Origin of the sequence: Curtobacterium flaccumfaciens UCD-AKU, assembly GCF_000349565.1 — a bacterium.
GTDB classification, from domain to species: domain Bacteria; phylum Actinomycetota; class Actinomycetes; order Actinomycetales; family Microbacteriaceae; genus Curtobacterium; species Curtobacterium poinsettiae.
The window spans coordinates 23,024-49,864 of the sequence record NZ_KB714612.1 but is presented as its reverse complement, the minus strand read 5'-3'; the positions used below and the strand labels follow the sequence as shown (position 1 = coordinate 49,864).

General features: G+C 71.7%; 30 protein-coding genes and 2 pseudogenes. 12 read left to right on the top strand and 20 right to left on the bottom strand.

The window, feature by feature from the left end; genetic code table 11:
* Window positions 1-6 precede the first annotated feature (6 nt).
* From H489_RS36770 to H489_RS27045, 3 genes are read right to left on the bottom strand one after another with little or no spacing between them, the layout of a single operon-like run.
* The gene (locus H489_RS36770) at window positions 7-684 is read right to left on the bottom strand and encodes a DUF402 domain-containing protein (protein WP_017886872.1); all 678 of its coding nucleotides are present in this window, start codon (window positions 682-684) and stop codon (window positions 7-9) included.
* 40 nt (window positions 685-724) lie between these two features.
* Window positions 725-1,387: a response regulator gene (locus H489_RS27050; protein WP_017886871.1), complete on the bottom strand. Its 663-nt coding sequence runs from the start codon at window positions 1,385-1,387 to the stop codon at window positions 725-727.
* Window positions 1,384-3,090, bottom strand: a complete 1,707-nt coding sequence (locus tag H489_RS27045) for a sensor histidine kinase (RefSeq protein WP_017886870.1) — start codon at window positions 3,088-3,090, stop codon at window positions 1,384-1,386. Before H489_RS27045 ends, H489_RS27050 begins: the two co-directional genes overlap by 4 nt.
* A 153-nt stretch (window positions 3,091-3,243) precedes the next feature.
* Between H489_RS27045 and H489_RS27040 the strand changes: the two genes are divergently transcribed.
* Window positions 3,244-4,737, top strand: coding sequence for a CitMHS family transporter (locus tag H489_RS27040; protein ID WP_017886869.1), 1,494 nt, complete (start codon window positions 3,244-3,246; stop codon window positions 4,735-4,737).
* Between the two features lie 33 nt (window positions 4,738-4,770).
* Here the strand turns inward: H489_RS27040 and H489_RS27035 are convergent, their stop codons facing one another.
* Window positions 4,771-5,844, bottom strand: coding sequence for a threonine aldolase family protein (locus tag H489_RS27035; RefSeq protein WP_017886868.1), 1,074 nt, complete (start codon window positions 5,842-5,844; stop codon window positions 4,771-4,773).
* An 86-nt stretch (window positions 5,845-5,930) separates the two neighbouring features.
* Here H489_RS27035 and H489_RS27030 point away from each other — a divergent pair, with 86 nt between their 5' ends.
* Window positions 5,931-6,509: a TetR family transcriptional regulator gene (locus H489_RS27030; RefSeq protein ID WP_031259553.1), complete on the top strand. Its 579-nt coding sequence runs from the start codon at window positions 5,931-5,933 to the stop codon at window positions 6,507-6,509.
* Window positions 6,510-6,591: 82 nt separating this feature from the next.
* Here H489_RS27030 and H489_RS27025 read toward each other — a convergent pair whose 3' ends face one another.
* The gene (locus H489_RS27025; protein WP_017886866.1) at window positions 6,592-7,236 is read right to left on the bottom strand and encodes a GntR family transcriptional regulator; all 645 of its coding nucleotides are present in this window, start codon (window positions 7,234-7,236) and stop codon (window positions 6,592-6,594) included.
* 97 nt (window positions 7,237-7,333) lie between these two features.
* On the opposite strand from H489_RS27025, the gene H489_RS27020 reads away from it, so the two are divergent.
* From H489_RS27020 to H489_RS27005, 4 genes are all read left to right on the top strand, one after another.
* The gene (locus H489_RS27020; RefSeq protein WP_017886865.1) at window positions 7,334-8,041 is read left to right on the top strand and encodes a DUF969 domain-containing protein; all 708 of its coding nucleotides are present in this window, start codon (window positions 7,334-7,336) and stop codon (window positions 8,039-8,041) included.
* Complete coding sequence (locus H489_RS27015; protein ID WP_017886864.1) at window positions 8,038-9,126, top strand: DUF979 domain-containing protein; 1,089 nt, start codon at window positions 8,038-8,040, stop codon at window positions 9,124-9,126. The genes H489_RS27020 and H489_RS27015 overlap by 4 nt, the downstream gene beginning before the upstream one ends.
* Entirely contained in the window at window positions 9,113-10,168 is a 1,056-nt protein-coding gene (locus tag H489_RS27010) for a DUF2891 family protein (RefSeq protein ID WP_017886863.1), read from the top strand. The genes H489_RS27015 and H489_RS27010 overlap by 14 nt, the downstream gene beginning before the upstream one ends.
* A 61-nt stretch (window positions 10,169-10,229) precedes the next feature.
* Window positions 10,230-10,412, top strand: a complete 183-nt coding sequence (locus H489_RS27005) for a hypothetical protein (RefSeq protein ID WP_017886862.1) — start codon at window positions 10,230-10,232, stop codon at window positions 10,410-10,412.
* A gap of 52 nt (window positions 10,413-10,464) precedes the next feature.
* Here H489_RS27005 and H489_RS27000 read toward each other — a convergent pair whose 3' ends face one another.
* The 4 genes from H489_RS27000 to H489_RS26985 all read right to left on the bottom strand — a co-directional run bounded on the left by H489_RS27000 (window position 10,465) and on the right by H489_RS26985 (window position 13,120).
* Window positions 10,465-10,767 (bottom strand): putative quinol monooxygenase, encoded by a 303-nt coding sequence (locus H489_RS27000; protein ID WP_017886861.1) that lies wholly within the window; start codon window positions 10,765-10,767, stop codon window positions 10,465-10,467.
* A gap of 63 nt (window positions 10,768-10,830) precedes the next feature.
* A complete protein-coding gene (locus H489_RS26995) occupies window positions 10,831-11,715 on the bottom strand; it encodes a biotin-dependent carboxyltransferase family protein (RefSeq protein ID WP_017886860.1) in 885 nt (294 codons plus the stop codon).
* Complete coding sequence (locus H489_RS26990; RefSeq protein WP_017886859.1) at window positions 11,712-12,344, bottom strand: 5-oxoprolinase subunit B family protein; 633 nt, start codon at window positions 12,342-12,344, stop codon at window positions 11,712-11,714. Before H489_RS26990 ends, H489_RS26995 begins: the two co-directional genes overlap by 4 nt.
* Window positions 12,341-13,120, bottom strand: coding sequence for a LamB/YcsF family protein (locus H489_RS26985; protein WP_017886858.1), 780 nt, complete (start codon window positions 13,118-13,120; stop codon window positions 12,341-12,343). Before H489_RS26985 ends, H489_RS26990 begins: the two co-directional genes overlap by 4 nt.
* A gap of 168 nt (window positions 13,121-13,288) precedes the next feature.
* Between H489_RS26985 and H489_RS38175 the strand changes: the two genes are divergently transcribed.
* A complete protein-coding gene (locus tag H489_RS38175) occupies window positions 13,289-13,459 on the top strand; it encodes a hypothetical protein (protein ID WP_017886857.1) in 171 nt (56 codons plus the stop codon).
* Between the two features lie 211 nt (window positions 13,460-13,670).
* Window positions 13,671-15,035 carry an MFS transporter gene (locus H489_RS26980; RefSeq protein ID WP_017886856.1) on the top strand — a complete coding sequence of 455 codons (1,365 nt, stop codon included), beginning with the start codon at window positions 13,671-13,673 and terminating at the stop codon, window positions 15,033-15,035.
* Between the two features lie 99 nt (window positions 15,036-15,134).
* Here the strand turns inward: H489_RS26980 and H489_RS38750 are convergent.
* The 4 genes and pseudogenes from H489_RS38750 to H489_RS26965 form a co-directional block, all read right to left on the bottom strand.
* Window positions 15,135-15,284: pseudogene (locus H489_RS38750) on the bottom strand (DivIVA domain-containing protein); the annotation flags it as partial.
* A 9-nt stretch (window positions 15,285-15,293) separates the two neighbouring features.
* Window positions 15,294-15,389, bottom strand: a pseudogene (locus H489_RS38495) (DivIVA domain-containing protein); the annotation flags it as partial.
* A gap of 53 nt (window positions 15,390-15,442) precedes the next feature.
* Window positions 15,443-15,787 (bottom strand): hypothetical protein, encoded by a 345-nt coding sequence (locus tag H489_RS26970; protein ID WP_017886854.1) that lies wholly within the window; start codon window positions 15,785-15,787, stop codon window positions 15,443-15,445.
* 145 nt (window positions 15,788-15,932) lie between these two features.
* Window positions 15,933-16,790 (bottom strand): alpha/beta hydrolase, encoded by an 858-nt coding sequence (locus H489_RS26965; protein ID WP_040419529.1) that lies wholly within the window; start codon window positions 16,788-16,790, stop codon window positions 15,933-15,935.
* 125 nt (window positions 16,791-16,915) lie between these two features.
* On the opposite strand from H489_RS26965, the gene H489_RS36765 reads away from it, so the two are divergent.
* The 4 genes from H489_RS36765 to H489_RS26950 all read left to right on the top strand — a co-directional run bounded on the left by H489_RS36765 (window position 16,916) and on the right by H489_RS26950 (window position 19,528).
* Window positions 16,916-17,503 carry an LppP/LprE family lipoprotein gene (locus H489_RS36765; protein WP_017886852.1) on the top strand — a complete coding sequence of 196 codons (588 nt, stop codon included), beginning with the start codon at window positions 16,916-16,918 and terminating at the stop codon, window positions 17,501-17,503.
* Between the two features lie 73 nt (window positions 17,504-17,576).
* Entirely contained in the window at window positions 17,577-18,608 is a 1,032-nt protein-coding gene (locus H489_RS26960; protein WP_017886851.1) for a YeiH family protein, read from the top strand.
* 78 nt (window positions 18,609-18,686) lie between these two features.
* A complete protein-coding gene (locus H489_RS26955) occupies window positions 18,687-19,298 on the top strand; it encodes a hypothetical protein (protein ID WP_017886850.1) in 612 nt (203 codons plus the stop codon).
* Window positions 19,298-19,528, top strand: coding sequence for a helix-turn-helix domain-containing protein (locus H489_RS26950; protein WP_017886849.1), 231 nt, complete (start codon window positions 19,298-19,300; stop codon window positions 19,526-19,528). The genes H489_RS26955 and H489_RS26950 overlap by 1 nt, the downstream gene beginning before the upstream one ends.
* 17 nt (window positions 19,529-19,545) lie before the next feature.
* Here H489_RS26950 and H489_RS26945 read toward each other — a convergent pair whose 3' ends face one another.
* The 7 genes from H489_RS26945 to rutA are packed head-to-tail and all read right to left on the bottom strand — an operon-like array spanning window position 19,546 to window position 26,809.
* On the bottom strand, window positions 19,546-20,364 hold the full coding sequence (locus H489_RS26945; protein WP_017886848.1) for a GntR family transcriptional regulator: 819 nt from the start codon (window positions 20,362-20,364) through the stop codon (window positions 19,546-19,548).
* Window positions 20,361-20,993 carry a TetR/AcrR family transcriptional regulator gene (locus H489_RS36760; RefSeq protein WP_017886847.1) on the bottom strand — a complete coding sequence of 211 codons (633 nt, stop codon included), beginning with the start codon at window positions 20,991-20,993 and terminating at the stop codon, window positions 20,361-20,363. Before H489_RS36760 ends, H489_RS26945 begins: the two co-directional genes overlap by 4 nt.
* Window positions 20,990-21,613 carry an isochorismatase family protein gene (locus tag H489_RS26940; protein ID WP_017886846.1) on the bottom strand — a complete coding sequence of 208 codons (624 nt, stop codon included), beginning with the start codon at window positions 21,611-21,613 and terminating at the stop codon, window positions 20,990-20,992. The genes H489_RS36760 and H489_RS26940 overlap by 4 nt, the downstream gene beginning before the upstream one ends.
* 46 nt (window positions 21,614-21,659) lie before the next feature.
* On the bottom strand, window positions 21,660-23,117 hold the full coding sequence (locus tag H489_RS26935; RefSeq protein WP_017886845.1) for an MFS transporter: 1,458 nt from the start codon (window positions 23,115-23,117) through the stop codon (window positions 21,660-21,662).
* Between the two features lie 43 nt (window positions 23,118-23,160).
* On the bottom strand, window positions 23,161-24,804 hold the full coding sequence (locus H489_RS26930) for an amidase (protein WP_017886844.1): 1,644 nt from the start codon (window positions 24,802-24,804) through the stop codon (window positions 23,161-23,163).
* Window positions 24,801-25,712, bottom strand: a complete 912-nt coding sequence (locus H489_RS26925; RefSeq protein WP_017886843.1) for a carbon-nitrogen hydrolase family protein — start codon at window positions 25,710-25,712, stop codon at window positions 24,801-24,803. Before H489_RS26925 ends, H489_RS26930 begins: the two co-directional genes overlap by 4 nt.
* Entirely contained in the window at window positions 25,709-26,809 is a 1,101-nt protein-coding gene (rutA, locus tag H489_RS26920; RefSeq protein ID WP_017886842.1) for a pyrimidine utilization protein A, read from the bottom strand. Before rutA ends, H489_RS26925 begins: the two co-directional genes overlap by 4 nt.
* Window positions 26,810-26,841 lie beyond the last annotated feature (32 nt).

Here is a 26,841-nt window from a genome sequence, read left to right as displayed (position 1 = left end):
CGCGGATCACTGCACGGCGCTCCACTCCTGGGGGAGCGCAGTCGTGCCCCACGCCGGGTCGGGCACCCAGCCGGACCAATCGGTGTCGAACGGGAAGCGCTGCGCGACCGCGAGTTCGGTGGCTTCTTCGCCAGCGCGCTCGATGATCGCCCGCATCGCCGCCGGCCAGTACCCGCCGGCCGCGTAGAACTCGAGCTCGTCTTCGTCCTTGTACCGGACGGACCACGAACCGTCGGGTTCGGTGGTCGCCACCACGTCGAGTGTCCAGTCCTGACTGTCGAACCCGATCGGCGTCCGCACCCACGGCAGCTCGAGGTTGACGTACCAGTCGGGAAGCCAGTCCGACCCGTCGTGCCAACGCCAGACGGACCAGCGCGTTCCCTTCTGATGGACGCGGACGACGCTGGAGCCGACCCACCGGTCGTCGACGTAGGAGCCGTCCCAGTCCTCGGGAAGCACGAGGCGTCCGTTGGGGCCGCTCCCGACGCCCGCTCGTCGTCGGACGGCCGAGCCGACCGTCGTGGCGACCACCGCGAGCTCGTCGTCGTCCACCAGGACCCGGCCGGCGACCGCGAAGCCGACCGCTTCGCCGCGCTCGCCGAAGTCGTTGAGGCTCCGGAGCGCAACGGGAGTCCCCGAGGGGAACGGATCAGTCCTGGTGTCGGATCGCGCAGCGTCGGTCATCCACCGATGGTGCCACGGCGCAGTCTTCGGAACGGCTGACTCACCGCCGCACGTACCGGTGCTCCGGCCGCCCCGCAGCCCCGTACCGCAACTGCATCGCCACCGTCCCGTCGGCCGTGAGCTGCGCCAGGTACCGCTGCGCCGTCGCCCGCGAGACCCCGATCGCCGCAGCGACCTCGGCGGCCGATCGTTCTTCACCGGCGACGAGCTGCTCGAGCACCAGCGCAGCAGTGGCCGCCCGGGACGGCGACGCCCCACCGCTGTCCCCGGCGTGCAGGATCCGGAACGCCCGCTCGACGGCCTCTTGATCGAGGGTCGACCGCTCGTCGAGCACGTTCCGCGACCGCGCGTACGCCTGCAGCCGCTCGGCCAGCACCCCGGCTGCGAAGGGCTTGATCAGGTAGGCGAGTGCCCCGCTCCGCATCGCCCGGCGAACGGTGCCCGAGTCCGACGCAGCACTCAGCACGAAGGCGTCGGCGCCGGTGTCGATCGACCGCAGCAGCTCGAGGCCGCTGCCGTCGGGCAGGTACACGTCGACGAGCACCAGGTCCACGGTGCCGCTCGACAGCGCGGAGCGGGCGGCCGCGAGGGTCCCGACGGGCTCGAGCGCCCGGAACCCCGGTACCTGGTCGACCTGCCGCCGGTGCAGGTCTGCGACGTGGAAGTCGTCGTCGACCACCAGCACGGTGAACACGGAACTCACGACACCACTCCTTCCAGTCGGGCGCAGAACACCGCGCCGTGGTCGTCGCCGCCGGGGGAGGCGAGCCACACGTCGCCACCGTGCCGCCGGGCGATCTCCCGCGACAACGGCAGTCCGATCCCGAGCCCGTGCACCTGCGCGACGTCCCCGGACGCGGCGGTCGCCGCACTTCGGACGAACAGCGAGTCCGCGGCACCGTCCGGCACCCCCGGCCCGGAGTCCATCACCGACAGGTGCAGGGTCGTGCCGTCGTCGAGCACCTCGACCTCCACCCACGGGGAGCCCCCGTCACGCGTGCGCTCGTCCCCGCGGAGGGCCGCCGTCACCGCGTTGTCCACCAGGTTGCCGAGCACGGTCGTGACGTCGCCCGGCTCGGTGATCGTCCCCTGCACGAGCGTCTCCGCCCCGACCCGCAGCAGCACCCCGCGCTCGGCGGCCTCGACGCCCTTCGCCCCGAGGAACGCCTGCAGGTACGGCTCGGTCAACCGGTCGGCGTGCTGCACCGGGTAGCGCAGCGGTCCGCGCTCCTGCACGTCCGCCAGGTACGCCCGCGCCCGTGCGGTCTCGCCGATGTCGAGCAGCCCCGAGATCGCGTGCAGTCGGTTCGCGAACTCGTGGCGTTGCGCCCGGAGCGCTGTGCTCATCGCTCCGACGGCGTCGAGCCGCCGGGTCAGGGCCTCGACGTCGGTGCGGTCGCGCAGGACAGCGACCCGGCCCAGGTCGCGTCCGTCGCGGGACACGGTGCGGACGTCGACGAGCAGCACCCGGTGCCCGGCGACGATCGTGGCGCTCGCCGGAGCCGTGGAACCCCCGTCGAGCATCGACCCGAGCGGCGCGGGCAGGTCGAGGGAACCCACCGGCTGCCCGACCGGGTCCGCCAGCCCGAGCAACTGCACGGCTTCGGGGTTGCAGACGGTGACGTCCCCCGACGGGCCGATCGCGATGACGCCTTCACCGACCCCGCCGAGCACGGCCTGCTGGTTCTGCACGAGCGTCACGAGCTCCTCCGGCTGCAGCCCGAGCGTCAGCCGCACCAACCTGCGTCGGATCAGCACCGACGCGATCAGCGCGAGCAGGACCGCCGCCAGCCCGGCACCGATCACCGGCATGCTGTCCTCGACCAGGGTGTCGTAGACGCGTGCCCGGGTGAACCCGACGCTCACCTCGCCGACGACGGTGGACTGCCGGGAGGCGCGGGTCGTCCCCGCCCCGCCGGCTGCGGGTGCGGAGACGGGCACCTTCGCCCGCGCCGACTCGCCGAGCGTGCCGCGGGCCCAGGACACGGTCTCGCGTCCGGCGAGTGCGGCGTCGGGGGAGGTGCTCACCATCTCGCCGATGCGGTCGACGTCGGGGTGGGCCAGCCGGACACCCCGGTCGTCGGTGACCACGACGAAGAGCGCCCCGGTCCGGCGCTGGGCGGCAAGGGCAGCACGCTGGACGGGCCCGTCGGCGAGGGTCGCTCGGTCGAGGTCGGTGCCGTCGACGCTGAGCCGGGCGACCGCGGCCCGGACGTCGGACTGGGCGGCGACGCTCTGCGCGATCGCCAGTGCGGTCCCCTCGGCAGCGCGCTCGAGCCGGGTGACCTCGATCCGGACGAACACGGCACTGGTCAGGGCGACGACGGCGACGACCACGGCGAGCTGCAGGACGAGCACCTGGGTGGCGAAGCGGAGCCTGGGGCGCCGTGAACGGTCGTCGGTCACGACCCCAGCGTACGGAGGGTGCGCCGACCTGCTTGCGCACAATGCGCAGAATGCGGTCAACGCGCGATGGTGCGCCAATGTGCAGAAGCGCGCCGCGCCTCCAGGCCGGGTCGTAGCGTGCCCGGACTGCCAGACACGGACGAAGGAGTCCTGATGCTCGTCATCCTCGGGTACGCGATGGTCCTGACCTTCATGGTCCTGATCATGACCAAGCGCATGTCGCCCATGCTCGCGCTGATCATCGTGCCGACCGTGTTCGGCCTGTTCGCGGGGGCGGGCCTGGGACTCGGCGACATGGTCACCGAAGCGATCGGCACCCTGGCGCCGACGGCAGCGCTCCTGATGTTCGCGATCATGTACTTCGGGCTGATGATCGACGTCGGCCTGTTCGACCCCCTCGTCCGGTTCATCCTGCGGGTGACCGGCAACGACCCGGCGAAGATCGTGCTCGGGACGGCTCTGCTGGCGGGCGCGGTCTCGCTCGACGGGGACGGCTCGACGACGTTCATCGTGGTGACCGCGGCGATGTTGCCCATCTACCTGAAGCTCGGCATGAGCCCGGTCGTGATGACGTGCGTCGCCGGTTTGACGAACGGCACGCTCAACATCGTGCCGTGGGGTGGTCCCACCGCCCGGGCCGCCGCTGCACTGAAGATCGACCCGACGGACATCTTCGTCCCGCTCGTGCCGTCGCTCGTGGTGGGGCTGCTGCTGTGCTTCACGTTCGCCTGGACGATGGGGCTGCGGGAGCGGAAGCGCCTCGGGCTGATCGAGTTCACCGAGGCCTCGCGGGGTGCACGGGTGCCGGAGCGCGCGAACGCCCGGGCCGGGTCGCGCGTGCTCGCGGCGGTCGGCGGGACCGGCGGCGGGATGTTCACGAGCCCCACGGTCGCGCTCGGGCTGCGCGGCGGGAAGGCCGACGGCCGACGTGCCGACGGCGACGGCGTGGACGGAACCGGTGCGACGGACGAGGGCGCGGGCACCGGCACGATGGCCGAGACGATGCTCGACCCGAACCGTCCGACCCTGCGCCCGAAGCGCATCTGGTTCAACCTGGCACTGACCGTCGCCGTGATGGTGGCGCTCGTGATGGGCCTGCTGCCGCTGCACTTCGTGTTCATGATCGGCACGGCGATCGCCCTGCTCGTGAACTTCCCGCAGCTCAAGCAGCAGACCGCGCAGATCGTCGCGCACGCCCCGAGCATCGTCGGTGTCGTGTCGATGGTGTTCGCCGCCGGGGTGCTGATCGGGGTGCTCGACGGCACCGGGATGGTCGCTGCGATGGCCGACTGGCTCGTTGCGGTCATCCCGGACTCGATGGGCCCGTACCTGGCGGGCATCACCGGCATCCTGAGCATGCCGCTGACGTTCTTCATGAGCAACGACGCGTTCTACTTCGGGATCCTGCCGGTGCTGTCCGAGAGCGCTTCGGCGTACGGGATCACACCGGCGGAGATGGCCCGCGCCTCGGTCGTCGGGCAACCCGTGCACATGCAGAGCCCGCTCGTCCCCGCGATCCTGCTGCTGGTGTCGCTCGCCAACGTGAACCTCGGCGACCACCACAAGAAGGTGCTGTGGCGGGCCGCCGTGGTCGCGATGGCGATGCTCGTGGTGGCGATCGTGGTGCGGGTCATCCCGTTCGGGTGATCTTACCGCCGCGCCGGAGTGCGCCGGGCCGGCTCAGGCGGGGTCGAGCTCGCGCGTCAGGGCTGCGACGAAGTCGTCGACGTCCTGCTCCGAGGTGTCGTACGCGCACATCCACCGCACCTCGTTGCGGCTGGCGTCCCAGTCGTAGAACCGGAAGTGCTCCCGCAGCCGGTCGGCCACGCCGGCGGGCAGGGTCGCGAAGACCCCGTTCGACTGGGTCTGCTGGCTGAAGCCGACACCTCGGATGCTGCCGTCGGCGATGCCGGCCTCGAGTGCACCGCGCAGGCGGGCGGCCATCGCGTTGGCGTGCCCGGCGGAGCGCAGGTACAGGTCATCGCTGAGCAGGGCGATGAGCTGGGCGGAGACGAACCGCATCTTCGACGAGAGCTGCATGTTCATCTTGCGCAGGTAGTGCAATCCCTCGGACGCGGAGGGGTTCAGCACGATGATCGCCTCGCCGTAGAGCATGCCGTTCTTCGTCCCGCCGAAGCTCAGCACGTCGACACCGGCGTCGGTGGTGAAGTCGCGCAGGGGCACCCCGAGCGATGCCGCGGCGTTCGAGATGCGGGCGCCGTCCATGTGCAGCGTCATGCCGAGCGAGTGCACGTGGTCGGCGATCGCCCGGATCTCGTCCACCGTGTAGGCGGTGCCGAGCTCGGTGGTCTGGGTGATCGACACGACGAGCGGCTGCGCACGGTGCTCGTTGCCCCAGCCCCAGGCCTGCCGGTCGATGCGCTCGGGGGTGAGCTTGCCGTCCGGTGCATCGACCGTCAGCAGCTTGATGCCCCCGATGCGCTCGGGTGCTCCGGCCTCGTCGGTGTGGATGTGCGCGGTCGAGGTGCACACCACCGCACCCCAACGCGGCAGCATCGACTGCAGGCCGACGACGTTCGCGCCGGTCCCGTTGAACACCGGGAACGCTTCGGCCTGCGACCCGAAGTGCTGCCGGACCACCTCGTGGAGACGCGCCGTGTAGACGTCCTCGCCGTACGCGGTCTGGTGGCCGTCGTTGGCCTCGGCGATGGCCGCGAGGATCTCGGGGTGCACGCCGGCGTAGTTGTCCGAGGCGAAGCCCCGCAGGTCCAGGTCGTGGAGTCGGAGGGTCACTCGCTCATCCTAGGTTCGGGGGATCAGGTGCCCTGAGCGACGGTCGCACCCGCGTCGCGGGCCGCGTGATCGGTACGGTGGTCGCCATGGCCCGATTCACGCCCCCAGCCGCTGATGCGATGCGCGCCCGGCTCCTGCTCGCCGCGCGGGACGAGTTCGCCGCGGTCGGACTGGCCGCCGGCAGGGTCGAACGGATCGGTGCCGCCGCGTCGAGCAACAAGGCGCAGGTCTTCCACTACTTCGGCAGCAAGGAGGGCCTGTTCGACGCCCTCGTCGCGGAGACCATGACCGAGACGTTCGCCGACGCCCCGCTCGACACCGCCGACCTGGCCGCCTGGGCCGGCGGGGTGCACGACTCGTACGTCCGTCGCCCCTGGGCCCAGCGGCTCGCGACGTGGCACCGGCTCGAGCGTGCCGACATCCCGCTCGAGTCCGTCGCGACGAGCTACGCCGACGCGGTGGCCGAGGTCGAGCACGCCCAGCGCGCCGGGGTCCTGCCGCGGGCGTTCCGTCCCGCGGTGCTGCTCGGGCTCGTCCTGCACACCACTGCGTTCTGGAGCGCGACCGCTCCGGAGTACGAGCCGCTCGTGCAGGCCGTGACGCCACCGCGACGTCGCCAGGTCGTGGTCGACGCGGTGACGGCGCTGCTCGGCGGGAAGTCCTGACCGAGGGCTCGACCGGCACCAGCGCGACCGCGATCGGACCGGGCGGGCGGGACGGAGCCGCGCCGGGCCTCCTGGCCGTCCCTCAGCCGGTTGCGCCGGCGGCGACCCGCAGCGTCCGCTCCGCGTCGTCGAGGTAGACCGCGAGCAGTGCCGAGGCGGCGTCCTGGTCGCCACCGCGCAACGCGGACACGATCGCGTCGTTGCGTTCGACGAAGTCGGCGTGGAACGACGCCGGGTCCGCGGTGGTCAGGAACGCGAGTCGCATCTCGGCGAGCAGGCCGTCCATCAGGGCGTGGATCCGCTCGCTCGGCACCGCGCGCACGAGTTCGGTGTGGAACCGGATGTCGGCGGTGCCGACGGCGCCCCAGTCGCCCGCGGCTGCTGCGGCCCGGGCGTCCGCGACCGCTGCGGCGGCCGCGGCAAGGGCTGGCGAGTCGGGGGAGCAGGCACGCACAGCGGCTTCCTCGAGAACCCGCCGAGCCGCGTAGAGATCGGTGACGTCGGCGGCGGAGAGTCGTCGGACGAACACCCCGCGGTTGAACACGTGCTCGACCAGTCGGTCGCGGGCGAGCAGCCGGAATGCCTCGCGCAGGGTGTTCCGCGACACCCCGAGCTGATCGCTCAACCGCTCCTCGGACAGCTGCGCCCCGGGGGAGAAGTCGCCCGACGCGATCATGGTGCGCAACCGCGTGGCCGTGGAGTCAGCGCCGCCGACGGTTCGGGTCATGGCACCGATCCTGGCACGGGCGGCGTTTGTGAAGGGCGTGTTACAGAGCAGAACCGGCTCTTGCGATTGTTGAACAATGCGGTCCAGACTGTCCCGCATGTTCGTCCTCATCGGCGTCGCCGTCGTCATCGTCGGCTTCGCGTTGCGCGTCAACGCGCTCCTCGTCGTCACGGTCGCGGGCATCGTGACCGCGGCCATCGGCGGGATCGGTCCCGTCGGCATCCTCGACGCGTTCGGCAACGGGTTCGCCTCGAGCCGGTCCGTCACGACCTTCGCGCTCGTCCTGCCCGTCATCGGTCTGATCGAGCGCTACGGCCTGCAGGACCAGGCGAAGCGTCTGATCGCGAAGCTCGACAAGCTCACGACGGGTCGTCTGCTCGCCGGCTACCTGGTGATCCGGCAGGTCACCGCGGCGGTCGGCCTGACCAGCATCGGTGGCCCGGCGCAGACCGTCCGCCCGCTGGTCTACCCGATGGCCGAGGGCGCGGCGACGAAGAAGTACGGGCGGATCGATGACCGCATGCGCGAGAAGATCAAGGGCTACTCGGCCTCGTCCGACACCGTCGGGGTGTTCTTCGGCGAGGACGTCTTCGTCGCGGTGGGCTCCATCCTGCTCATCACGACGTTCGTCGACGCGACCTACGGGCTGTCGCTGGAACCGATCGACCTGGCCCTGTGGGCGATCCCGACGGGCATCGCGGCGCTGATCGTCCACGGCGGACGCCTGCTGCTGTTCGACCGCCGACTCGACAAGATGGCGGCGGACGCCCGTGCCGACGCTCCGACCCTGGGGGCCGCAGCGTGATCACCAGCGAATGGCTCTACTGGCTCATCGGCGCGTTCTTCATCGCCGTCGCCGTCCTGATCGTCACCGACACCGCGCACGCGAAGCGCGTCGGCAACGCCGCGTTCTGGGGCATCCTCGGCCTGTCGTTCTTCGCCGGCACGTTCGTCGCCGCTGGCAGCATCCCGGCGTGGACGCTCGGCATCGCCGTCCTCGTGATGGTCGCGCTCGCCGGACTCGGCTTCACCGGCACGACCAGCCGCACCCGGGTCGCGAGCATCCCCGGCGCCGGTACCGGTGCGGAGACCGGCCCCGCCGAACCCACCGGCGTGACGCAGAAGATCACGAGCGCGGGCAGCGGCAGCGGCAGCACGAGTGTGCTCGCCACCACCAGCCCGGACGAGCGTGCCGCGTTCGCGACGAAGTACGGCAACCGGCTCTTCATCCCGGCCCTGGTGGTGCCCGTGGTCGCCGTGCTGGTCGCGACGCTCGGCCCGCTCGTCTCGTTCGGCGGCGAACCGCTGCTGGCCGAGGGGAGCGCGACCCTGACCGGCTTGGGCATCGGCTCGGTCCTCGCCGTGGTCGTGGCCGTGTTCGTCCTGCGCCCGCCGAAGATCGCCACCCCGATCCGCGAGGGCGGTCGGCTCCTGCAGGCGATCGGCTGGGCGGCGCTGCTGCCGCAGATGCTCTCGACCCTCGGCATCGTCTTCACCCAGGCGGGGGTCGGCGACGCGGTCGGCACGATCATCAAGTCGGTCCTGCCCGACGGCTCACTGCTCGCCGCAGTGGTCATCTACTGCCTGGGCATGGCCCTGTTCACGATCATCATGGGCAACGCGTTCGCCGCGTTCCCGATCATGACGGCCGCGATCGGCTGGCCCGTCCTGGTGCAGGGCTTCGACGGCAACCCGGCCGCGATCTTCGCGATCGGCATGCTCGCCGGCTTCTGCGGCACGCTCGTCACCCCGATGGCCGCGAACTTCAACCTGGTGCCGGCCGCCCTGCTCGAGATGCGGGACAAGTACGGCCCGATCAAGGCGCAGATCCCCACCGCCGCCATCCTGCTCGTCGTCAACATGGGAGTCATGTACCTTGTCGCATTCTGATGCCGCCCCGATCGACCTGACCCGGGCGGCCTGGGCCGACCGCTTCGCGGCCGTCGCCGCGGACAACACGACCCGTGAGTACCCGTACGCCGCGCACCACGCGACGTCCGGGCCGGACGACCGGGCACTGCCCGTCGAGCTCCACCCCGCCTTCGCCACGTCGTACGACTGGCACTCGTCGGTGCACATGCACTGGCTCGCGGCGCGCCTGGTCTCGCACGGTCTGCCCACCGACCTGGAGGCCCGGCTCACCTCGATCCTGCAGGCGCACCTCACGACGGATCACCTGGCGACCGAGGCCGATTACCTGCGCGAGACACCGCACTACGAGCGCCCCTACGGCTGGGCCTGGCTCGCACGGCTCGCCGCCGAGGTGTCGGCATCCGAGGCGCCCGCCGTCCGGGCACTCGCACAGGGGTTCGCGCCCGTCGTCGACGTCCTCGAAGACCTGGTCGTCCGGTGGATCGACGGTGCCGCGCACCCGGTCCGGCACGGCGTGCACTCGAACTCGGCGTTCGGGCTGCTGCTCGTGCTCGAGGCCGCCCGGTCACTCGACCGTCCGGCCCTGGCGGCAGCGGTCGAGGGGGCAGCACGGGACTGGTTCGGCGCGGACGCCGGGTGGCCGTTCGCCTGGGAGCGGAGTGGGCACGACTTCCTGTCCGCCGGTCTCGCCGAAGCCGACCTGATGCGTGCGGTGCTGCCCGCTGCGGAGTTCGCGACGTGGGCCCGTGGCTTCTTCGCCGCGGTGCAGCCGGGCGACGCGATCTTGCGGTCGACGGTGGTGCGCGACGAGAACGACCCCCAGCAGGTGCACCTGTTCGGGCTCGACCTGTCGCGGGCGGGATCGGCCCGGCGCATCGCGGACGCACTCCGTGCCGGCAGCTCGGACGACTCCGGCATCGCGGACCTGCTCGACGACGCGGCCGACCGGCTGCTGACCTCCGGGCTCGCGGCGAGCGTGGGCGAGGAGTACTACTCCACCCACTGGCTGGCGAGCTTCGCCTGGGACGCCATGGAGGCCCGGGAGCACGCCGCTCGATGAGCGGCTTCGGGGTGGTGATCGTCTGCGGACACACTGAGGATCCGGAGGTACCTTCGGGGCCATGAGCGATCCGAAGGACGACGAGACCCTCGACGACTTCCGCGAGGCGCAGGAGACCGACTACGAACCGGAGCCCACCGTGCTCGACCCCGACGACCTCCCGGTGGTCGACGACGCGGACGACGAAGTGCTCCCCGACGACGAACGGCCGGTGCCGCTCGACACCGACGACGACGTGGTCTGACCGACCGCGGCCGACGCCGACCCATGCGCCGTGGGGCGGGGCCGGTGTCGGCTCAGTGGAGCGGGATGGTCCGCGCGAAGGTGCGGGTGACCGGTGTCGCTTCGAGGAACGGTGCCATCGCCGGAGCACCCTCGGGCGTCGCACGCCAGGCCACGTACGTGTCGTGGTCCGCGGCGGTCGTCCACGACTCGACGACGACCATGCGCGCCGGGTCCTCGTCGTCGACCAGGACCTCGAGCGACTCCAGGCCGTGGAACGACGCGGTCTGTTCGAGCGTCTCGCGGATCGCACCCTGGAGCGCGTCTTCGGGGGCGTCGCTCTGGAACTGGACCTCGAGCAGGACGGTGATCGACATGGGGAACCTTTCGTCAGCGGTGTCCAAGCCAACTCCGGACCCCCTGCGCTTGTTCCGGGTCGGTCAGTCGAGGATGCGGAACCGGAGCGGATCACCAGGCCGGAGCTGCGCGGCACGGTCGACCGACCGGGGCGTCAGGACCGCGACGACCGGGTAGCCGCCGGTGACCGGGTGGTCGGCGAGGAACAGCACGGGGAACCCCTCGGGCGGCACCTGCAGCGATCCCGTCTCGACACCCTCGCTCGGCAGCTCGCGTGTCACGGAGCGGGCGAGCGGCGTCGCAGCCGTGGTGCGGACCCCCACGCGGTCGCTGTCCGCACTGACGGCGAAGTCCTGACTGGTCAGGGTCGACCGCCACTCCGGGGTGAACCAGTCGTCGCGCGGCCCGGGCACCACGTCGAGCACGACCGGCTCGTCCGGCCACCGCGGTTCGGGCTGCGGCACTGCGTCGACGACCGGCCACGAGACCCGGGCTCCGCCGACCGGCAGGAGGTCACCGGCCGACAGCGGCGGCGGACCGAGGCGCGCCAGGGAGTCCCACGAGCGGCTGCCGAGCACCGGGTCCACCGCGAAGCCCCCGAGGACCGCGATGTAGGCGCGCAGGCCCACGGTCGCGGTGCCGATACGGAGCGTGTCGCCCGGGGCCAGCAGCAGCACCTCGTGCGAGGCCGCCCCGCGGACCGATCCGTCCGCCCGCTCGACCTCGACCGGGCAGGCCGCGCCGGTGGCGGCCGCCACCACGTACGCGTCGGTGCGGAGCGTGACGGAGCCGAGCACGGCCTCCAGGACGGCCGCGTCGGCACGGTTGCCGACCAGTCGGTTGGCGAGTGCTGCGGACCCGCGGTCGGCCGCGCCGGCCGCCCCGAGGCCCATGTCGCTGAAGCCCGGTCGACCGAGGTCCTGCGTGGTCAGGCCGTAGCCGACCTGCACGACGGTCAGCGCGCTCATGCCACACCCGCCACGACGAAGCGGACGAGGGTGCCGGCTGGCGCGAGCGCCGGGGGCGTGCGCTCGAGCGACCACATCGGCACGTCGGTGCGGCCGATGAGCTGCCAGCCGCCGGGCGATGTCCGCGGGTAGACGGCGCTGAACTCTCCGGCCACCGCGACGGCACCGCTCGGGACGGCCGTGCGGGCGGTGCTGCGGCGGGGCAGGTCGAGCGGTCGATCGCTGCCGGTCAGGTAGCTGAAGCCCGGGGCGAAGCCACAGAAGGCGCTCGTCCAGAGCTGCCCGGTGTGCCACGCCACGAGTTCGTCGCGCCGCATGCAGGTCAGTTCGGTGACGGAGTCGAGGTCATCGCCGTCGTAGGTGACGGGGATGACGAGCGGTTCGGTGTCGTGCGCTTCGAGCGTGGCGCTGACCGGGACGACGTACGCCAGCTCCGAGCGGAGCCGACCGGCGTCCGTCGTCGCGGGGTCGAACCGGAACAGCAGCGTCCGGGCGCCGGAGACGACCTCGGTCAGGCCGGGCAGGGAGGCCTCGTCGAGCCCGGCGCGGAAGGCGACGACCTCGGCGAGGGACTCGAACGTGGCGAGGAGTGCGGTGCCGCCAGCGGAGCGGACGTCGGGACGCGTCACGGCGCGAGCGGTGCGGGCAGCGCGAACGGCGCGATCATCACGCCGTGCTCGGTCAGGAGCGCTCGGATCGCACGGGCCATCGCGACCGCGTCGGGGGAGTCGCCGTGCACGCACACCGAGTCGGCACGCACCGCGATCTCGGACCCGTCGACGGCGATCGCGACGCCGTCGGTGACCATGCGGAGCACCCGGGCCGCGACCTCGTCCGGGTCGTGCAGCACCGACCCCGGCTGCTTCCGGGACACCAGCGAGCCGTCGGGTTCGTAGGCGCGGTCGGCGAAGGACTCGCTCACGGCGCGGAGCCCGTGTCGTTCGGCCGCCAGCAGCAGCTCCGACCCGGGCAACGCCAGCACGGCGAGCGACGGGTCGACGTCGGCGACGGCGCGGACGACCGCCTCGGCCTGCACCGGGTCGGCGCAGGCGGTGTTGTAAAGCGCCCCGTGCGGCTTGACGTAGGTGACGGCCGTGCCGGCGACGTGCGCGGTGGCGGCCATCGCCCCGAGCTGGTGGACGACGTCGGCGTACAGCTCGTCGGGGGTGACGTGCACGGGCCTGCGGCCGAAGCCGATCAGGTCGCGGTAGGCCACGTGGGCGCCGATCGCCACACCGCGTTCGGCGGCGGCGCGGGCGGTGGTGAGCATGATCGTCGGGTCGCCGGCGTGGAACCCGCACGCGACGTTGGCGCTCGAGACGACGTCGAGCATCGCGGTGTCGTCGCCCATGGCCCAGGCGCTGAAGCCCTCGCCGAGGTCGCTGTTCAGGTCGATCGTCGTCACGGGTGCTCCCTGTCGTCGCGGGTTGTTGAACAATCTACCGAGCGCCCCGGCCCGTGTCATCCGCTTCCCCCGCTCGGACGGTGGATTCCGAGGCGGGGCACGTACTGTCCGAGTCCTCAGTACCCCGGTGGCGGTGCCGCCGGGTCGATCCCTGCACTGGAGCAGCTCATGACCGACAGCAGCAACACGCACGACGCCCCGAAGAACGACCCCGAGGGCACCGAGAAGCCGGGCGGCCTCGGCGACGACAACACCATCCCGAACAACCCCGACGGCCTGGCCGCGGGCCACTCGGGCGACGACTCGCACTTCAACCCGGAAGAGGACGGCGAGCAGTAGCGGCTCCTTTCCGGCCTGCGGGTCGATGCAGAACGACACCGTCGTTGTCCTCCGACAACGGCGGTGTCGTTCTTCGTCGGCACGCATCCGCACCGACGAAACAATCAGAGCAAAACCTTCCGGCCTGCGGTTTCCGGTGCTACAGTCCCGATCACCTAGCAGCGCTAGGTATTCGAGGGCCCCGAAGCCCCCTATGACTCGAGGAGGAGTCATGTCGACACCGACGTCGAAGGAAGAACCCACACGCGGCATCGCCGGGACCGCGTCCCCCGCGGTCACCGCAGCCGCCGGAGCCACCGCCACGGACGCTGCTGCGTCCCGAGCGTTCTCGGTCGAGGGCATCACACAGTCCGTCAGCACCGTCCGGGTGGGTCGCGGGTACCTCTGGGGCCTGAGCTTCGCCCAGTTCGGCCTGTTCGTCGCCCTGCTCACCCCCGTCTTCGTGAGCATGTCGATCAAGGCCACGGAGCTGAACCCGACGAGCCCCGAGACCGTCGTCGGCTCGGTCCTGCCGTTCGGAGCGCTCGGTGCCCTGTTCGCCAACCCGCTGTTCGGTGCGCTCTCCGACCGCACCCGCACGCGGTGGGGTCGTCGTCGCCCGTGGATGGTCGGCGGTGTCGTGGTCTTCGTCGGCTCCCTCGCCTGGCTCGCGTTCTCGCCCGACGTGCTGCAACTCACCCTGGCCTGGGTGCTCGCGCAGGTCTCTGCCAACGCGGTGCTCTCGACCCTGACGGCGAGCTTCGCCGACAACGTGCCGGAGTTCCAGCGCGGCAAGGCCTCGAGCGTCATCGCGCTGGCGCAGAACATCGCGATCCTCGCCGGGCTCTACCTGGCCGTGTACCTGGTCGGCAACCTGCCGGTCCTGTTCATCGCACCGGGTGTCCTGGCGATCGTCGCGGTCCTCGTCTACTCGTTCGTCGCCCGTGACGACCTGCCGACGACTCCGGTCAAGCCCTTCAGCTGGGTCAACCTGATCAGCTCGTTCTGGACGAACCCGATCAAGCACCGCGACTTCGGGCTCGCCTGGTGGGGCCGCTTCCTCATCACCTTCGGCACGTTCATGTTCACGACGTACCGACTCCTGTACATGCAGGACCGCATCGGGCTCCCGCAGGGCGAGGCGGTCGGGGTCGTCGCGTTCGGCGTGCTCCTGTACACGATCGCCCTGCTCGTCAGCGCCGCGGTCTCCGGCTGGGTGTCCGACCGGATCCAACGTCGCAAGGTCTTCGTCTGGGGCTCGACGGCCATGACCGCCGTCGGTCTGGTGATCCTGGCCCACGTCGACACGGTCGGCGGGTTCTACTTCGCCGAGATCGTCCTGGGCTTCGCCTTCGGCATCTACGCCGCCATCGACACGGCCCTGGTCGTCGACGTGCTGCCCGACCCGGAGCGCCCTGGCAAGGACCTCGGCGTCATCAACATCGCGAACGCGTTGCCGCAGTCACTCGCCCCCGCCGTCGGCCTGTTCCTGCTCGGCATCGGTGGTGGCCAGAACTACACGCTCATGCTCTGGGGTGCCGGCGTCGCCGTCATCCTCGGTGCCCTGGTGATCCTGCCCATCAAGTCGGTCCGCTGACCGACGCGACCGCCTGGAGGCGCGACCTGCGTCCGTGACGCACGCCGCGCCTCCAGGCGGTCACCTGCACCGCCGGTGACCGCTTCAGCGGGCGCCGTGCTGGCGCAGTGCGACGACGACCTCGTCGAGGAAGTCGTCGACCTGCCCCTGGTCGTACCCCTCGCGGAACTTCGTCGGCTGGAACCGCACATCCATGACCTGTTGCGGCGTGAGCGGGTCGACGGGCCGCCGCTGCTCGTACCCGGTCAGGGTGGCCTGGATCCGGTCGAGGAACGCATCGACCTGGCGCTGGTCGTACCCGTCGCGGAACTTGGTCGGTCGGAACCGCTTCTCGGACACCTCTCGTGCGAGCATGTGCTCCCCCTTCTGTCTGTCCGGCAATGCTCCCACGGGCCGGTTGCCGAGGGTCAGCGCTGCGGCGTCCGCTTGCGGAACAGTGCGTCGAGGAACCGCGAGAACCGGGACTCCGGCTCGTGGATCGTCTCGATCGAGCGGGTCGGCGACCGGAACGCCAGGTCGTGCAGCATGTTCCGCTTCGAGCCATCCCAGTTCGCGAACAGGTAGGTCCCGCCGATGAACGACATGCTCCGGACCGGCGCGCGCTTCCACGAGTCGGCAGCCACGTAGTACCCCGCGTGGCCGGCGCGGATGTGCTGGATCACGGTGTCCACGTCGATGACACCGGTCGGTGTCACGACGGCGGTGATGCCCGTGCGGTCGCGGGCGACGTACTCGATGAGGTGTTCGGTCACGATGGAACTCTTCGTCACGGTGGTGAGGCGCCACGGGGGAAGCGTGGCGAAGGGGATTCGGAACCGCCGTTGCTTCCGTTCCCAGAGTACGTCCGCCTCGGGCGCGGCGTTCCCCGATGTCCGCCGTTCGTCCGTGGAAGAGCGCTCAGCGGATGGGCGTGTGGTGGTCGGGCGTCCGGTGGTCGGGTGTCCGATCCGCCCACGCAGCGATGCGTTCGATCGTGTCGTCGAAGTCCCGCGTGCCGGGTCGGTTGAGGAACGCGTGACGGCTGTCCGGCAGGACGTGGCGTTCGACGGGGACGCCCGCGTGCTCGAGCTCGCCCGCGAAGCGTTCACCCGACACACGCATGACGTCCCGCTCGGCGTCGACCATCAGGGTGCGAGGGAACCGGGTGAGGCCGTCGGACGCCGGGTAGACCGCAGCGGGGTGGCCGCCCGCGTACGCCCGGTTGCTCAGGTCCAACAGCACCGGGGCGTGCGTGAACCACCGGTGTCCGCGGACGAGTCGCCGCACCGCCCGGTCGCGGGGGAGTCGAGCGTGGAAGAACCCGTAGGTCAGCACGAGGCCGACCAGTGCCGGGGCGGTCGCGACCGCGGAGGCCGCCAAGCACGCACCGGCGCTCGCCCCGCCGAGCAGCAGGCCCGAGGGTGCCTCGTCGCGCAGGTGGTGGAGGACGGCGACGATCTCGTCCCGCGCGTGGGGTGCCCGCCGTCGCCCACGTGGTCCACCCCGGCCGAGCCAGGGCAGCCCGGGCAGCGGTCCGAGGCGGTAGCCGACGGTCACGGCCGGCAGGCCGCGCTCCGTGAGTGCCCGTGCGACGGCGTCGGACTCGGGCAGGTCGAGGTCGCCTCGGAAGAACCCGCCACCGTGGACCCAGACCAGGGTCCGGGCTCCCGTGCTGGCGCTCGGATCGGCCGGTCGGTACCGACGGACGGGGACCGGCCCGTGTGGTCCGTCGATCTGGTCGTCCCGGACCTCGACCCGGACGGTCCCCTGGTGCATCCCCCGCATGGGAGCAGTGTGGCAGCACGCCGGCGGACGACACAGTCGCACCGCTGCAGCGTCCGGAGGGACACATCCCGGTAACGATGCGGGCGACCGTTCGGCGGCGCAGGCAGCGTGGAGGGATGCGCCTGACGAGAACCGCCCTGATCCTGACCACTGCGACCCTGGCCGCACTGCTGACGGGGTGCTCCGGCGCGGACGGGGCGGATGGCAGCGCGGCGACCCCGACCGTGACCGAGACCGTCACCGCCCCGCCCTCCGTCGCCGCGAGCACGCCGACGCCGACGCCGACCCCGACCTGCGGGCCGACGAGCGGCGCCGAGGCTGCTGCCGCGGGCATCGCGGCCCTGCCGCTGCCCGCCGGACTGGAGGACGCGAAGTGGGACGCCGCGAACGCCGACTACTCCGGCTACGACGCCTGCGCGCCGCTGTCCTGGTCCGTGGTCGAACCCGAGTTCGCCACAGCCGGCTCCCCGTACGCGATCCTGCTGTTCCACGAAGGCCGGTACCTCGGCACCGCCACTGCCGAGCAGTACGCCTTCGAGCCGACCATCGAACGACGGAGCGAGTCGGCCGTGACGGTGACCTACAAGTTCGCGAAGGCGGGCGAACCGAACGCAGCACCCTCCGGCCGGACCACGGCCACCTTCACCTGGAACGACGAGACCGGCCGCGTCGACATGACGGGTGACACCCCGCCCGCTCAGTGACGATCGGGCGCTGCCCGTCGCGGTGACGCCCGTTCCGCGAGCGCGGCATCTGCCGGCACGACATGCTGTCCTCATGCAGTCCGTCCGTGCAGCCGCCCCCGGTGTCGCCCTCGCTGTCGCGATCGGCATCGTCGCCACCCTGGTCGGCCGGGTCGTCCCGGTGGTCGGCGGCCCCGTCCCCGCCGTCCTGATCGGTGCCGTGGTGGGGTGGCTCGTCCGGCGTCGCACCGGTGGCACACTCGCGGTGCTCGCCCCCGGGGTGAAGTTCTCGTCCAGCCGGGTGCTGCAGTTCGCGGTGGTCCTGCTCGGCGCGCAGCTGTCCATCGGCGAGGTGCTGCGCATCGGCGGTGAGACCCTGCCGGTGATGCTCGCGACGCTCGTCGTCTGCCTGGTGGCCGCGTGGGGGATCGGTCGACTGCTCCGGGTGTCGGGCGCGCTCCGCACCCTGATCGGCGTCGGGACCGGCATCTGCGGTGCCTCGGCGATCGCCGCCGTCACGCCGGTCATCGGCGCGGTGAGCGCCGACGTCGCCTACGCGATGTCCACGATCTTCCTCTGCAACATCGCCGCCGTCTTCGCCTTCCCGCTGCTCGGGCACGCCCTCGGCCTCAGCCAGCACGCCTTCGGCGTCTTCGCGGGCACCGCCGTGAACGACACGTCGTCCGTCGTCGCCACCGCGACCGTCTACGGTCGCCAGGCGACCGACACCGCGGTCGTCGTGAAGCTGGTGCGCACCCTGATGATCATCCCGATCGTCATCGGGCTGGCCGGACTGGAGGCCCGCCGCGCCTCCCGCGAGCAACTCGCCCCCGCCTCGGGGTCGGGCCGCGGATTCCGCGTGTTCCGCTTGGTGCCGTGGTTCCTGATCGGGTTCCTCGTGGTGGTGCTGCTCCGGACGGTCGGGGTCCTGCCCGCGTCCGTGGCACCGGGGTTCGCGACCGCAGCCTCGTTCCTCATCACGGTGGCGCTCGCCGCGATCGGCTGCTCGACGGACTTCGCGGCGCTGCGACGTGCCGGGTTCCGTCCGATGCTGCTCGGCATCGCGCTCTGGGTCCTGGTGGCGGGGACGAGCCTCGGCGTGCAGGCGGCGTTCGGGCTGCTGTAGGGGCTTGCCCGAGCCGGACCCATCGTTTATCGTTGCATCGAAATTCGATGGTATCGATGATCGACAGGGGAAGCAGCCATGACCACACCCGTCTACGAACCGCCCCGCGGGCGGAACTCCTACTTGGCCTACGTCGTCTCGTGCGCCATCGGCATCGTGTTCGTCGTCTGGCGGTACGTCGAACAGCTCGTCCAGTCGATCACCTCGGGCACGGTGGCGGTGCCGATCCGGATGCGTGAGACGAGGGCCATCCCGCAGCCCCCGGGTGGCGCGACGGTGACGTCCGACCAGCTCGTGCTCCGGGCGCCGGTCGCCGACCTGCCGGGTGGTGCGATCGGGTGCATCCGCGTCGGCGACGCCCTCGAGGTCCTGCTCGTCAGCGTCCTGATCGCCCTGGTGGCGGCGGTGGCCTGGAAGATCTCGCGCGGCGGGCTCTTCGACCGCTCGACCCCCCGGATCCTCGACTGGCTCGCCGGCGCGGTGCTGGCCGCCGGGTTCCTGCCGTCGTTCGTCCGCCGGATGGGGTGGAACTGGGTCGTGTCCGGGCTCGGCTGGGACGGGTACCTGCCCACGCCGGTGGTCGATCACCAGTTCCTGCCCGTGTACCTCGGCCTGCTCGTCGTCGTCTGCTTCCGGTTCGCGCTCACCGCCTCGCAGCGGATGGTGCGGGACCAGGCCGGGCTGGTCTGATGCCCCCGGAACAGGAGGACGGCCACGCGGTCGTCTGTCACCTCGACGATCTGCTGGCCGCGCGGGGGATGACCCTGACCGAGCTCGCCGACCGGGTCGGTGTGACCGTCGTCAACCTCTCGGTGCTCAAGAACAACCGGGCCCGCGCGATCCGGTTCTCCACCCTCACCCGACTGTGCGAGGTGCTCGGCTGCCAGCCGGGCGACGTCTTCTCGGTGCGCACGGACTGACGATCCCCGCCCGTGCCTCACGTGATCCGGGAGTCGATCACCGCCCGGTCGCCGCGGTACCGCGAGAACCCGTACTCGACGGGTGTCCCGTCGGCCAGGCACATCAACCGTTCGATGTGGAAGATCGCCTGGCCGGGATCGATGTCGAGCAGGTCGGCCGTCCACTGGTCGGCGTTCACGGTGCTCAGGAGCAACCGTCGTGCCTCCGGCCGCGCGCCGGCCTTCCTGACGAGCACGTCCGGCACGTACTCGGTGAGCGGTTCGGCGACCAGGTCGGGGAAGCGCTCGTGCGGGACCCAGCTCGTCCGGACCCGGCTCGGTTCGCCGTCGAACGAGATGAGGCTCTCGACGAAGAAGGCGCTGCTGCCGGTCATCTCCAGGTTCCGCCGGACGGTCTCCGGCGCGGTCACCTGCTGCACGCACAGGTGCACGATGCTGAGCCGGGGCGACTCGAACACGCTGCCCCCGGCCGTCTCGCCGTAGATCGTGACCTCGTCGGACGTGCGGGCCAGGCTCACCGAGGCGACGGGCCGCACACCGAACGTGCCCGATCGCGGCGCACGGGTGAGCAGCCGTTGTTCCTTGAGCAACGCGAGGGCAGCCCGCAGGACGTTCCGCGTCGTGCCGTACAGGTCGAGCAGCTCCCACTCGTACGGCAGCGGACCGGTGAACCGCCCCGCGACGATGTCGGCCCGGATCAGGTCGGACACCTGGCGGGCCGCGTCGGAGCGTCGGTTGAACCCGATCCAGTGACCCGGTGCCGACGGAGTCGTCCCGACCCCCATGTCGGTCCAGGCAGCGGACGGGGCGAACCCCTCCGGCACGGTCCCGGTCACGAGGCCACCCCCACCGTCGACAGGTCGCCGGTCCAACCGGCCCACCGCAGGAACTCCCGGGCCAGCCGCACCGGGTAGTCGGGCGCCCGGATGTCGAGCGAGACGAACACGCGTCGGTAGAACGTCGGCCCGCCGAGCAGGTCCACTGCGATGCCGAGGTCGACGTCCGGTCGCAGATCGCCCGCGTCCATCGCCCGCTGCAGCATCGCGTTCACCCGGAGCCGCCGGTCCAGGTGCCACTCGGCCACGGCCTCGGCGACCCGCGGCTCGTGCGACGCGGTCTCCACGATGAGCGGGAGCGCCCGACCGACCGGCGTCGCGACGAGGGCGTGCACCCATCCCCGGGTGAGGCCCAGGACACCCGCGGCGATGGGGACATCCTGCACCGTCGGGATGTGCTCCTCCATCAGACGGATCACGGTCTCGGTGAGCAGGACCTCCTTGCTCGACCACCGCCGGTAGATCGTCGCCGCACCCACGCCGGCCGCGTCGGCGACGGCCCGGATCGTGAACGCCCGGGGGTCGCCCTCGGCCAGGATCTCGACACAGGCGGTGTACACGGACTCGCCGACGGCAGCGCTGCGCGGCCGGCCCCGGACCGGCGCCTCGATGCGCGTCGTGGTGCTCATGCCGCGTCCCAGTGCTCGAGGACCCGGTCCATGGCCCAGACCTCGCCGATCTTGGCGGCGATGTCGAACAGGTTCGCCTCGTGCACGCTCGGCAACCGGTCGCCGACGGCTTCGCGCACGACGATCGGGACGAAGCCGTGCTGCATGGCGTCCGTGGCGGTCGCGCGGATGCACCCGCTCGTCGACAGCCCCGCGATGAAGAGCGTGTCGACGCCGCGGGCGACCAGGTCGGCGGCCAGCGACGTGCCGAAGAACGCGCTCGGGTACTGCTTGGGCACCACGGTGTCGCCGTCGAGGGGTTCGAGCCCGTCCACGAACGCTCCCGTGGACGCGCCGGGCAGGTACGCGGCGAGTGCCGGCACCTTGCGGAAGAACACGCCGGCGTTGGACCCGTCGGCCGAGAGCGCCATCGTGGTGATCGCCACGTGCACCCCGGCTGCCCGAGCGGCGGTCGTGAGCTCCCGCATCCGCTCGACGGGTTCCTCGACCCCCGCGTAGAGCCCGCAGCCGGGGTCCACGTACGCGCGGACCGGGTCGACGACGACGAGCGCAGCGCGTCGTCCTGGCTGCAGCGTGCCGGTGAAGCCGGCTGCCGCGTAGTCCTGGTGGTCGTCGGTCATGGCGTCCTGCTTCCGTCGTGGGTGGTCGTTGCCAGGGTGAGGGTGGTCACGTGGACGCCCCCGGCTCGGGGAGGGGACCCGACCTGTCGGGCCGGAGTGGCGCCTCCCGGTCGGGAGGCCCGAACGGACCGAACGCGACGATGAGCGCCCCCAGGGCCGCGCAGCCGGCGAACGTCAGCGCCGCGGCGCGGACGCCGTCGACGAACACCTGGACGTCGCCGGACGGCAGGCTGAGCAGGCTGCCGTCGTAGGCCGCGGCCGCCTGCGCCGCGGACAGGCCGCCCGTCGCGATCGCGAGGCCGAGTGCCGTCGAGAACAGGAAGCCGGCGTTCTGCAGGGCCGACCGGATGGCGTTCGCGATGCCGCGTCGGTGCTCCGGGACGCGGGTCATCAGTGCCGACGTGCTCGGCGTCATGAACACGCCCGTGCCGACCCCGACGGCGCCGAGGCCGGTGGCGGTGACGGCGTAGGCGTCGCCGTCGGCGAGGGACACCGCGAGCACCGCGGCGCCGAGCGCGATCAGGAGCATGCCGATGGTCGACAGCGTCCGCGCGGCGACCCGGCGGGCGAGGAACCCGGCGCTCACCGCCGCGACCGTCGTGCCGATCGGCGTGGGCAGCACCCAGAGGGCGGCGTCGACGGCGTCCTTGCCGTCGACCGCCTGGAACGACAGGGAAGCCAGCAGGACCAGTGCGTAGCTGGACAGGGCGCACAGCCCGGCGGCGGAGAACAGGGTGATGGTGGTGCGGTCGCGGAAGATCGCCGGGTCGACCAGGGGGTGCGCGACCCGGCGTTGGGTCCACACGAACACTCCGCCGAGCACGACCGCGCCGGCGGTCATCGCGACGACGGGGACGGCCGACCAGCCGACCGAGCCGCCGGTCGAGACCGCACCGACGAGCAGTCCGACGGCGGCGACGGACAGGACTGACCCCGGCACGTCGAGGCGCTCGCCGGAAGGGGGACGCGTGCTGTGCGGGATCAGCCGGAGCGACCAGATGAGTCCGGCCAGTGAGATCGGCACGCCGGCGAGGAAGATCCACCGCCACCCGAACGACTCGGCGACCAGCCCGCCCACGACGGGCCCGATGACCTGGCCCACCGCGGCGACCGTGGCGTTCAGGCCGAGGCCGAGCGACAGGATCGACTCCGGGAAGACATCGGTGAGCAGCGCGGTCGTGTTGGTGACGATCGCTGCCGCCCCCACGCCCTGCACGAGTCGGGCACCGAGCAGCACCGCGGCGTCCGGGGCGAAGCCGCAGGCGAGGGAGGCGAGCAGGAAGACGAGGATGCCGGCGATGTACAGACGGCGCCGACCGACGAGGTCGGCGATGCGCCCGAAGACCAGGATGAGGGTGGTCGTGGTGAGCATGTAGCTGAGGAGCACCCAGCTGGACTGCACGGCGCTGGCGTCGAGGTCACGGCTGACGTCGGGGAGCGCGATGAGGAGCGCGCTCGAGGAGATGAAGACGAGGACGACGCTCAGGCTCGACGCGCAGAGCACCTGCCAGGCGCGTCGCCGGGCGGCGCCCTCGTCGATGGTGCGGCTACCGATCGGTCGGCCCTCGCACGGCGGACGACGGCGGCACCAGGCGGTGGTGCGTCGTGACCCGCTGGAAGGCGGCGGCCGCGGACAGCACGAGGCGGTCGTCCCACGGCCGCGCGACGAGCTGCACGCCGACGGGCAGGCCGTCCGGCGCGGTGCCCGCCGGCATCATCAGCGCGGGGAACCCCACGTAGTCGAACAGCCGGGTGTTCCGGGGGATGACGTCGTGCAGGTTGAACCGCTCGCCGTCGACCGACATCGTCAGGTCGTCGAGCCGCGGGGCGGTGGCGCCGATCCCGGGGGTGAGCACCACGTCCACGCCGGCTTCGTCCATCCGCGCGACCATCGCGGCCTGCACGAGCGGGCGACGGCGGAGTGCCCGGAGGTAGTCCGCCGCGGTCGGCAGGAACGACACGTCGAACCGGGCGCGGGTGCCGGCGTCGAACAGGTCGGCCGTGTCGGCGTTGGCCTCCTGGTTCGCGGCGAGCTCCCCGTAGAACACCGTCCAGCACTCGGAGTCGATCGACTCCAGGTCGTCGAACTCGATCGGCACGAGTGTCGCGCCGAGCTCGCGGAAGCGCTCGACCGCCGCAGCGTGTGCGTCGAGCACCGCGCGGTCGACGCGTTCGGTGAACCAGTCGAGCGGGACCCCGATCCGGAGCCCCTCGACCCGTTCGGGCGCGGCCTCGATGAGCGGAACGGTGGGGAACGTCGTCGGGTCCTCGCCGTCGGAACCGGCGATGACCGCCAGGACGAGGGCGAGGTCCTCGGCCGAGCGTGCCATCGGGCCGACGTGGTCGAGCGTCCACGACAGGCTCGCGACCCCGGTGCGCGGCACGAGGCCGTACGTCGGCTTGATGCCCGTGGTCCCGCAGAGGGCGGACGGGACGCGGATCGATCCGCCGGTGTCGGACCCGAGCGCGAGCGGGACGATCCGGGCGGCCAGCGCCGAACCCGACCCGGTCGAGGAGCCACCGGTCCAGCGCTCGGGGTCCCACGGGTTCCGCACGGCGCCGTACCGGGCGTTGTGCGGCCCGCCGCAGGCGAACTCGGTGGTGGCCGCCGTGAACACCGGGATCGCGCCGGCGGAGCGGAGCCGAGCCACGACGGTGGCGTCCTTCGGGGCCACACGGTCACCGGTCTGGAGCGAGCCGCTCGTGACGATCGTCCCCGCGACGTCGATGATGTCCTTCACCGCGAACGGGATCCCCTCGAGCGGTCGGGCCTCGCCGTCCGCCCAGCGGCGGGTGGACTCGGCGGCGGCTTCCTCGGCCCCCTGCACCAGGCGCAGGACGGCGTCCGACCAGACGTCGTCGCTCGTCCAGTGCGGGGCGAGTGCGGCGAGGACCTCGGAAGGGGTCGTGGTGCCGGACCGGTACGCGGCGAGGAGTTCGACGACCGAGGCGCCAGCGGGGTCGGTGGCAGCCCGGCACACCGCCAGGTCGTCGTCCGGACCGGCAGCGGTCGGCGCCGGGGCCCCGTCGATCGCCGCGCCGAGGAGCCGGCCGAACAGCTGCGCGCTGTGAGCCGGTTCCGCGGGCAGCGCCGACGGAGCCGCGGGCAACGGGTTCGCGCGACTCGCGGCCAGCGCGCGGTCGAGCTGCGGTGCGATGGTGCCGCGGACCAGGGCGGCGACGTCCGTCACGCGGGGACCGCCGCCGCTGCGTGGGCGTCGGCGAGGTACCGGAACACCCCGGGCTGCCGGTCACGTCCGAGCGGGAAGTCCCGGCGGGCTGCCGCGACCTCGCCGACGTCGATGGTGGCCCGGATGATCGGTCCCGCCTGGTGGGCGGGGGCCGAGACGACCAGGTCACCCCGTGGTGAGACGACCGAGGACCGACCGAAGTAGCTGACGGTCTTGCCGTCGACGGTCTCTTCGCCGCCGCGGTTCGGGGCGAGGACCCACGTCTGCGTCTCGAGCGCGCGGACCTGCAGTTCCTGGGTGAACAGGGTCTCGCGGAAGCCCATCGACGACACGAGCACGAGCATCACCTCGGCCCCGGCGGCACGTGACGCGAGCCAGTACTCGGGGAAGCTCCGGTCGTAGCAGATGAGCATGCCGAAGCGGGTGCCGAGCGCGTCGAAGACGACCGGTCCGGCACCGGCGGCGAAGTAGTGCTTCTCGTCGACGTCGGAGATCGCGTTCGTCGGGATCGACGTCTTGCGGTACGACGCCACGCGGTCGCCGTGCACGTCGGTGCCGTGCACGAGCGTGCCGTCGGCGTCGATGAGCACCGCGCTGTTGTACTGCGCGTCGCCCGCGTCCTCGTAGAGACCGAAGGCGACGGCGGTGCCCAGACGCTTCGCCGCGCTCGCGAAGCGGGCGGTCGCCGGACCGGGGACGGGCTGTGCCCAGGACTTCCGGCTGTCGTTGACCACGCCGCAGAAGTAGGGCGTGGTGCAGAGCTCGGGGAACACGACCAGGTCGGCACCCTCCGCGGCCTGCTCGAACAGGGTGATGAGTTCGTCGAGTGCGGTGTCGCCGTCAGCGGGGGTCTCGCCGGCCTGGACGACCGCGACCTCGATGACCGGTCGGCTCGCGGCGGCGCTCATGCGGTGACCGCGCTCGGAGCAGCGGACGCGACGCCCTCGCGGGTGCGCATCAGCGGCTGGATGCGGGTGCCGAAGTCGTCCATCCCCTGCAGGAAGTCGTCGAACACCAGCATGATGCCCTTGGTGCCCTCGACGGCGGCGGCTTCGTCGAGCATCGCGGCGACGTGCTCGTAGGAGCCGACGAGCGTACCCATGTTCATGTTGACGGCCCCCTCGGGCAGCGAGATCCGCTTGGCCGTGTTGCCGTCCTCGCCCTCGGTATCGGTGAGCGCCTGGCCGGTCATCCAGGCGATCGCCTCGACGTCGACCCCGTCGCTGTACCGCTCCCACTTCGCCTGGGCGGCCTCGTCGGTCTCGTCGGCGATCACCATGAAGAGCACGTAGGAGCCGACGTCACGGCCGGTCTTCTCGCGTGCCTCGAGCAGGGCCTGGTTCTGTTCGGCGTAGGCGGTCGGGGTGTTCACACCGACGCCCATCGAGAAGTTGTAGTCCGAGTACTCCGCGGCGAACGCCATGCCCTGCGACGACTGACCGGCCGAGACGATCGGGATGTGCGACGTCGGTCGCGGCAGCATCCGGCAGTCGTCCATCTGGAAGTACTCGCCGTGGAAGTCGCTCCGGCCGGTCTCCCACAGCTCCTTCATCACCTGCATGTACTCGGTCTGGTACGCGTAGCGGCGCTTGAAGTGCACCTCGTCGCCCGGCCACAGGCCCATCTGGTCGTACTCCGCCTTCTGCCACCCGGCGACCAGGTTCAGCCCGAAGCGGCCGTGCGAGATCGAGTCGACGGTCGCCGCCATGCGTGCCGCGATCGCCGGCGGGATGGTGAGGACCGCGGTCGTCGCGAACAGGCGGATCCGTTCGGTGCGGGCGGCGAGACCGGCCATCAGGGTGAAGGACTCGAGGTTCTCGTCCCAGAAGCCGCTCGGGCCACCGAAGCCGCGCAGCTTGATCATCGACAGGGCGAAGTCGAAGCCGTACGCCTCGGCCTTCTGCACGATCTCGAGGTTCAGGTCGAACGACGGCTTGTACTGGGGCGACGTGGTGGAGATGAGCCAGCCGTTGCTGCCGATCGGGATGAAGACTCCGATGTCCATGGGGAACTCGCTTTCTGTGGTGGGTGTCGAAG

Excerpts from the sequence above, each read along its gene's own strand:
- H489_RS36770 (WP_017886872.1), bottom strand. The coding sequence starts at position 684 with ATGACCGACGCTGCGCGATCCGACACCAGGACTGATCCGTTCCCCTCG.
- H489_RS27040 (WP_017886869.1), top strand. The coding sequence starts at position 3,244 with ATGCTCGTCATCCTCGGGTACGCGATGGTCCTGACCTTCATGGTCCTG.
- H489_RS27030 (WP_031259553.1), top strand. The coding sequence starts at position 5,931 with ATGGCCCGATTCACGCCCCCAGCCGCTGATGCGATGCGCGCCCGGCTC.
- H489_RS27025 (WP_017886866.1), bottom strand. The coding sequence starts at position 7,236 with ATGACCCGAACCGTCGGCGGCGCTGACTCCACGGCCACGCGGTTGCGC.
- H489_RS27020 (WP_017886865.1), top strand. The coding sequence starts at position 7,334 with ATGTTCGTCCTCATCGGCGTCGCCGTCGTCATCGTCGGCTTCGCGTTG.
- H489_RS27005 (WP_017886862.1), top strand. The coding sequence starts at position 10,230 with ATGAGCGATCCGAAGGACGACGAGACCCTCGACGACTTCCGCGAGGCG.
- H489_RS27000 (WP_017886861.1), bottom strand. The coding sequence starts at position 10,767 with ATGTCGATCACCGTCCTGCTCGAGGTCCAGTTCCAGAGCGACGCCCCC.
- H489_RS26995 (WP_017886860.1), bottom strand. The coding sequence starts at position 11,715 with ATGAGCGCGCTGACCGTCGTGCAGGTCGGCTACGGCCTGACCACGCAG.
- H489_RS38175 (WP_017886857.1), top strand. The coding sequence starts at position 13,289 with ATGACCGACAGCAGCAACACGCACGACGCCCCGAAGAACGACCCCGAG.
- H489_RS26980 (WP_017886856.1), top strand. The coding sequence starts at position 13,671 with ATGTCGACACCGACGTCGAAGGAAGAACCCACACGCGGCATCGCCGGG.
- H489_RS26965 (WP_040419529.1), bottom strand. The coding sequence starts at position 16,790 with ATGCACCAGGGGACCGTCCGGGTCGAGGTCCGGGACGACCAGATCGAC.
- H489_RS36765 (WP_017886852.1), top strand. The coding sequence starts at position 16,916 with ATGCGCCTGACGAGAACCGCCCTGATCCTGACCACTGCGACCCTGGCC.
- H489_RS26960 (WP_017886851.1), top strand. The coding sequence starts at position 17,577 with ATGCAGTCCGTCCGTGCAGCCGCCCCCGGTGTCGCCCTCGCTGTCGCG.
- H489_RS26955 (WP_017886850.1), top strand. The coding sequence starts at position 18,687 with ATGACCACACCCGTCTACGAACCGCCCCGCGGGCGGAACTCCTACTTG.
- H489_RS26950 (WP_017886849.1), top strand. The coding sequence starts at position 19,298 with ATGCCCCCGGAACAGGAGGACGGCCACGCGGTCGTCTGTCACCTCGAC.
- H489_RS36760 (WP_017886847.1), bottom strand. The coding sequence starts at position 20,993 with ATGAGCACCACGACGCGCATCGAGGCGCCGGTCCGGGGCCGGCCGCGC.
- H489_RS26940 (WP_017886846.1), bottom strand. The coding sequence starts at position 21,613 with ATGACCGACGACCACCAGGACTACGCGGCAGCCGGCTTCACCGGCACG.
- H489_RS26925 (WP_017886843.1), bottom strand. The coding sequence starts at position 25,712 with ATGAGCGCCGCCGCGAGCCGACCGGTCATCGAGGTCGCGGTCGTCCAG.
- rutA (WP_017886842.1), bottom strand. The coding sequence starts at position 26,809 with ATGGACATCGGAGTCTTCATCCCGATCGGCAGCAACGGCTGGCTCATC.